Origin of the sequence: Sphingomonas sp. 28-62-11 (assembly GCF_002278865.1) — a bacterium.
Classification (GTDB): domain Bacteria; phylum Pseudomonadota; class Alphaproteobacteria; order Sphingomonadales; family Sphingomonadaceae; genus Sphingomonas.
In genome coordinates this window covers 23583-29779 of sequence record NZ_NCGB01000032.1, presented here as the reverse complement: position 1 = coordinate 29779, position 6197 = coordinate 23583, and the positions used below count along the sequence as shown (strand labels likewise).

5 protein-coding genes are annotated in these 6197 nt (G+C 63.2%); 3 read left to right on the top strand and 2 right to left on the bottom strand.

The features are described from left to right. Positions 1-122 precede the first annotated feature (122 nt). Positions 123-593, top strand: coding sequence for a DUF2141 domain-containing protein (locus tag B7Y49_RS11630; protein WP_374127757.1), 471 nt, complete (start codon positions 123-125; stop codon positions 591-593). A 5-nt stretch (positions 594-598) separates the two neighbouring features. Then, the gene (locus tag B7Y49_RS11625) at positions 599-3214 is read left to right on the top strand and encodes an MMPL family transporter (RefSeq protein WP_374127756.1); all 2616 of its coding nucleotides are present in this window, start codon (positions 599-601) and stop codon (positions 3212-3214) included. Here the strand turns inward: B7Y49_RS11625 and B7Y49_RS11620 are convergent. Together B7Y49_RS11620 and B7Y49_RS11615 are read right to left on the bottom strand one after the other, a co-directional pair. Then, positions 3192-4247, bottom strand: coding sequence for a VacJ family lipoprotein (locus B7Y49_RS11620; protein WP_374127755.1), 1056 nt, complete (start codon positions 4245-4247; stop codon positions 3192-3194). The two genes, B7Y49_RS11625 and B7Y49_RS11620, sit on opposite strands and share 23 nt — an antisense overlap. A gap of 14 nt (positions 4248-4261) precedes the next feature. Then, positions 4262-4870 carry an ABC transporter substrate-binding protein gene (locus tag B7Y49_RS11615; protein ID WP_374127754.1) on the bottom strand — a complete coding sequence of 203 codons (609 nt, stop codon included), beginning with the start codon at positions 4868-4870 and terminating at the stop codon, positions 4262-4264. Between the two features lie 357 nt (positions 4871-5227). Here B7Y49_RS11615 and ispH point away from each other — a divergent pair, with 357 nt between their 5' ends. Then, on the top strand, positions 5228-6196 hold the full coding sequence (gene ispH, locus B7Y49_RS11610; protein ID WP_374127753.1) for a 4-hydroxy-3-methylbut-2-enyl diphosphate reductase: 969 nt from the start codon (positions 5228-5230) through the stop codon (positions 6194-6196). Position 6197: the final 1 nt, after the last annotated feature.

The following is a 6197-nucleotide window of genomic DNA, read 5'->3' as shown; positions in this document are numbered from 1 at the left end:
CAGGACCACGACAAGCCCGAAATCCAGTACGCCCAGGCCGGCCTTGACGCCGACGCCATCATCGACAGCGTCCTCAAGGCCCTCAGGTGGAATGAGGAAACAACGCTCGGGGACGTTCGCGCGTGAATTGCCTGAAATGGCTGGCGATTGCTGGTGTAACGGTTGGCTGCGTCGGCCTGACGACGGTAGCGGCGGCGCGCCCTGAATCAACAGGCTCAGTCACGCTGCAGATCGAGGTGACCGGTGTGCGCAACGCCAAAGGGGTGGTGCATGTCGATATCTGCCGTCAGACCGAGTTCCTGAAAACCTGCCCGGTTCGCACGAACGTGCCAGCGGTGGCGGGCAAGACTGCCGTGAGCTTCGCCAATCTTGCCCCCGGCGCTTATGCCGCGCAGGTGACGCATGATGAGAACAACAACGGCAAGGTCGATCGCGCTCTGTTCGGCATTCCCAAGGAGGGTGTAGGCTTCTCGAACGACGCGCCGATCCGGTTCGGGCCGCCGAAATGGAAAGATGCCATGTTCCAATTGGCGGGTGACAAGGCCATCACCCTGAAAATGCGTTATTTCTCGGGTGGCGGGGCCCGCAACTAAAGCCGATGGGACAAGGCCCGATCTTTGGCCTGGTGGCATTCAGCGCGCGCAGGCCCCGGCTTTTGCTGCTGCTGTCGCTGGCGTTGACGATATTGGCGATCGGCTTTGCCATCACCAATTTCGCGATGACGACGAATACAAGCGCGCTGATATCCGCTGATGTGGACTGGCGGCGCAACGAGGCTGCCGTCAACACGGCCTTTCCCCAACTGACCGATACGACGCTGGCGATCGTCGACGGACGCACCCCCGAACTCGCTGAGGCGGGGGCCGCCGCGCTTGCCGAACGGCTTGCTGCAGATACCGACCATTTCAAGACCGTCCGTCGTCCCGATGGTGGCGATTATCTGGCGCGCCAGGGCGTGATGTTCGGCACCGTGGATGAGGTGCGAAGCACCACCAAATCGCTGATCGCCGCCCAGCCCTTGCTCGGGCCGCTTGCTGCTGATCCGTCGCTGCGCGGCATTATGAGCGCGCTTGGGACGATCCTGACCGGGGTCGAGCGGGGTTCGGCGAAGCTCGATGATCTCGACCGGCCGATCCGTGCGCTCGATGATGCACTCGGCAAGGTCGCACAGCGCCAGCCCGCGTATTTTTCGTGGCAGACATTGTTTGCCGATGGGGGCGGGCAGCAACCGCCGCTGCGTCGCCTCGTCCTTGCGCAGCCCAAGCTCGATTTCGGTGCGCTGAAACCCGGCGAGAAGGCGGTCGATGCCATTTATGCCGCCGCGGCTGATCTGAAGCTTGACGCGGCGCACGGCGTCAATGTGCAGGTAACGGGCGAGGTGCCGCTGGCTGATGAGGAATTCTCGACGCTTGAGGAGAATATCGGCTTTGTCGGGCTGGTGATGGCGCTGGCGATGCTGGTGACATTATGGTTCGCAACGCGCTCCGGAAAGATCGTCGCCGCAATCGTGATCACGATCCTGGCCGGGCTGGTGATGACGACCGCGATCGGGTTGGCAGCGGTGGGGACGCTGAACCTCATCTCGGTTGCATTCATTCCCCTGTTCGTTGGGTTGGGGGTCGATTTCGGCATTCAGATCAGCGTTCGTTTCAATGCCGAGCGACTTGAGGGAGCAGCGATTCCGCAAGCGCTCGAGCGGGCCGCTGTCGCACTTGGCGCCCCACTGGCGCTGGCGGCGGGGGCGATTTTCCTCGGCTTTGGCGCGTTCCTGCCGACCGATTATGTCGGCATTTCGGAACTCGGCATCATCGCCGGGTTGGGGATGGTGATCGCGCTGCTGCTGTCGATTACGCTGCTGCCCGCGCTGCTGGTGCTGTTCAAACCGGGCAAGCCGATGGCCGAGGTCGGCTTTGCCGAGGCCGCGCCAGTCGATCGCTGGCTCCATGCCCATCGCCGCACCGTCCTCTGGGCATTCGGCCTGTCGATGATAGGTAGCATCGCGCTGCTGCCGCTGGTCCAGTTCGATTTCAACCCGCTGCACCTACGTGACCCGAATGGCCCGGCCTATCGATCGCTGACCGATCTGATGCGCGATCCGTTGCGCACGCCCAACACCATTTATGTGCTGGCGGATAATGCCGATGCCGCGCGCCGCATTGCTGACCGGGCATCGGCACTGCCCCAGGTGGCGCAGGCGATTTCGATCGACAGTTTCATTCCCGCTGATCAGCCCGAAAAAATCGCCCTGTTGCAGGACGCATCGGTGCTGCTCGATCTGACGCTGAACCCGTTCGATACCGCCCCGGCGCCGAGCGATGCCGAAGTGGTCAACGCGATGCGTACAACCGCTGCCCAGCTTGAACGGGTGGCGGCGGGCCAGTCGGGCGAGGCTGCCGATTATGCGCGCGCGTTGGCGACCACCTTGGCCGACATTGCGACCGCCGATCCGGCGATTCGCGCAGCGGCGCATGATGTGCTGGTGCCGCCGCTCATCGTGATGCTCAATCAGGCGCGCGCGGTGCTCCAGGCGGAGGAAGTTACGCGCGATACCTTGCCGCCGGAAATAGCAGGCGACTGGTTGGCGAAGGATGGCCGCGCGCGCGTGCAGATCTTCCCCACCGGTGACAGCAACGATAATCGCGTCCTCGCGCGCTTTACCGATGCCGTTCGCCAGATCGCCCCCACCGCGACAGGGCTGCCAGTATCAACTCAGGAAGCCGCCAAGACGGTGGCCTGGGCGTTCGTCCAGGCAGGTGTCCTCGCCCTGGTACTGGTCAGCCTGTTGCTGTTCGCGGTGCTGCGCGACGTCAGCGAGGTTGCGTTCACCCTGGCGCCGGTGGTGCTCTCGGGATTCCTGACATTGGGCAGCTGTGTGATCATTGGCCAACCGATCAACTTCGCCAATATCATCGCCTTTCCGTTGCTGTTCGGGGTGGGTGTAGCCTTCCACATCTATTTCGTGATGGCGTGGCGCGATGGAGCGGCTGATTTGTTGCAATCGAGCCTGGCACGCGCGGTGCTGTTCAGCGCGCTGGCGACCGGCAGTGCGTTTGGCGCGCTGTGGCTGTCGGCACATCCGGGAACGGCGAGCATGGGCAAGATTCTCATCATCTCGCTGGCCTGGACATTGGTGTGTGCGCTGATCTTTGAACCGGCGCTGCTCGGGCCGCCGCGTGGCACAGCGACGTCGGCTAGAAAAACGAAACCAGCCTAGTCTCGTCCAACGTTGCGTGGGTCCAAGCATTGCCCACTACAACGTCACTCGATGCTGGAACCGCAGGGTCTGCGGCCGGCTCGGGGGAAGGCGCAGTCGAACCCGGCACGTCTTCGGGTGCTTGTTGTCCCGGCCCTTCGGCAGGCGGTGCTGCGGGATCGGCTTCAGGATCGATCAGCGGATCGTCGAGCCCACCGGGCGCGACCGGCGTGCCGTTCATTTCAGCAATTTCGGCCGCGCGGTTCTGCTGATACACTGAACGCAGCGTGGCATAGGGATCGGCAGCACCGTCGAGCAGCGCCTTGAACCCGGCGTCGGATTCGGCGCGCAGATCAAGGCCACCGATCGCTGCCGTTGCCACCTGATAATCGGTGCGGTTGAACGGGCGACCAATCGCGACGGGATAGATCAACCCGTCAACCGCGCCACCAAAGATGTCGCGCAGCTGGGTTGGGCCGACAAACGGGAAAAACAGATATGGCCCGGGACCGACGCCATAGCGCGCCAGCGTATTGCCCAGCCCGTTGGGGCGATGCGGCAGCTTGGCGGTCTTGGCGACATCGAGCAGGCCGCCCACGCCCGCGGTGGTGTTGATTGCAAACCTGGCAAGCGTTCGCACCGCGCGCTTCGGCTTCAGCTGAAGCACATCGTTCAGAAAAACGATCGGCTCGCGAATATGGCGGAGCAGGTGGCGCAGCCCGGTACGGATGAACTTGGGAATGATCGTGGCGTAGCCGCGCGCGACGGGGCGGAAAATCGCGCGATCAAACGTCTGCTGCGCGCCGAACATCGCCCGGTTGAACCCTTCAAGCGGGTCACCCTTGGTGCGACCATTCGCGCGACCATTGTCCGCTTCGGCCGCCGGCGTCGTAGCCTCAGGCGCCGTTGATTGATCCGATGTTGTGCCAGCAACTGCCGGAGGTGCCTGCAGCGCCTGTTCGACCATTGGCGCACGCGCTTCGGCGCTACCCGTGGCGAGCAGCGCGGCAACAGCCAGCGCGGTGGGGATCAACGCGCCTGGCGCCCCCCGCAAGGCCGGATGCTTGATCAGCGGCTCGCCTTGTCAGCCAGAGCGTTGACATGGCCAACGAGCGCCTTAGCCCCGCCCTTGCGGACGATAGCATCGAAATCGGCACGGCGCGTGGCGAGTTGGCTGATCGAATTCTGGTAGAACACGTCGATGATCCGCCAATCGCCGCCGCTCTGGCGCAGCCGATAGGCGATGCTGACGGTTTCGCCCTTGGGCTGGGTCAGCTTCGTCTTTACGACCCGGTCGGTCCCGCGCGTTTCCACCTGCGGATCGATCACGAACGCCTGGCCAGACCAACTGTCAAAATTGGCGGCATATTGATTGATCGTCAGCTTGCGCATCGCCGCGATCAGGGCGGTGCGATCGGCCGGCGCTGCCTTGGTCCATTCGGTGCCAACGGCCAGCCGGGTAAGCAATGGCAGATCAAAACTCTTGTCCACCACCGGCGCGATCTGCGCGGCACGGCCTGCGGCACCCGCCTTCTTGCCCGCCTTCATGATGGCAACGAGGCCGTCGCACAGCGTTTGGACTGGCGCGCGCGCGGCATCAGGCGCCTGGGCGAAACCCGGCGTTGCCAGCATCGCGGCGGCGGCAATCGGAAGGACAAGACGGTGCAAATGGTTCATCACAGACATCCCTGATACTCCCAGCGGATTGTGTTGTTCGGATAAAGCGCCATCCGGTGCCCGTCCACCCCCAACGCGTGCCGGATTAGGTGGATCGCGTGGATCGGGCGTGGAGCAACATTGCTGAACCTGTGTCGACTGCGCCACAGCGGGACGATATTGACGTGCTGCAATGCAACAGAATAGCGCCGCCACCGGTTTTCGGCCTTTTATTATGAGGCTGCTCGGCTAATATGTTTCGGTTGTTCCGGGGCAGTAGAGGCGGAACGGCGGGGAAGGTCGCAGATGCCGACCGATCGGGAACGATCGGGGCGCGTCTGGTTCTGGAGGCTTTTGGGGGACAGAAAGGACTATTCCTTGCAGGTAATCTTGGCCAAGCCGCGTGGGTTTTGTGCGGGCGTTGTGCGCGCGATCGAAATCGTCGAACGTGCCATCGATCTGTATGGCGCGCCCGTTTATGTGCGTCACGAGATCGTCCATAACCGCCATGTCGTGAATAAGTTGCGGCAGAAGGGGGCGGTTTTCGTTGAGGAACTGTCTGAAGTGCCGGACGGTGCGCGCACCGTTTTCAGCGCGCACGGCGTTTCACGCGAAATCGAGAACGAGGCAGCAGCGCGTGGCCTGCCGGTGCTCGATGCGACGTGTCCGCTCGTCACCAAGGTGCACATTCAGGGCCGTCGCTACGCGACGCAGGGGCGGTCGATCGTCCTGATCGGGCATGAAGGGCATGCCGAGGTGGAAGGCACGATCGGCCAGGTCGACGCGCCCGTTTATCTCGTCTCGACCGAAGCCGATGTTGCTGCACTCGATCTGCCCGATGATGCGCCGCTCGCCTATATCACCCAGACCACGCTTAGCGTTGACGATACCCGCGGCATCATCGCCGCGCTTGGCGAGCGGTTCAGCGATATCATCGGTCCTGACGTGTCCGACATTTGCTACGCCACCCAGAACCGGCAGACGGCGGTGCGCGATCTGTGCCGGGTCGTCGATCTGCTGTTGGTGGTGGGGGCCGAATACAGCTCCAACTCCAGCCGTCTGCGCGAAATCGGTGTCGACTCGGGCTTGCCGAGCTATCTTGTGGCTGATGGCGATGCTGTCGACCCGGCTTGGCTTGTTGGCATCGAGACGATCGGGCTTACGGCCGGTGCCTCCGCGCCCGATGAATTGGTAGACAGCGTGATCGCCGCGCTGCGCAAAATTGGCCCCGTCACCGTCTCGCAACTCGACGGGATTGAGGAAACGCTGGAATTCAGCCTGCCTTCCGAGTTAAGGAATGTGACCCCGCCCGCTGCAAAGGCATCGATGCAGATCCCGGCCGAATAGG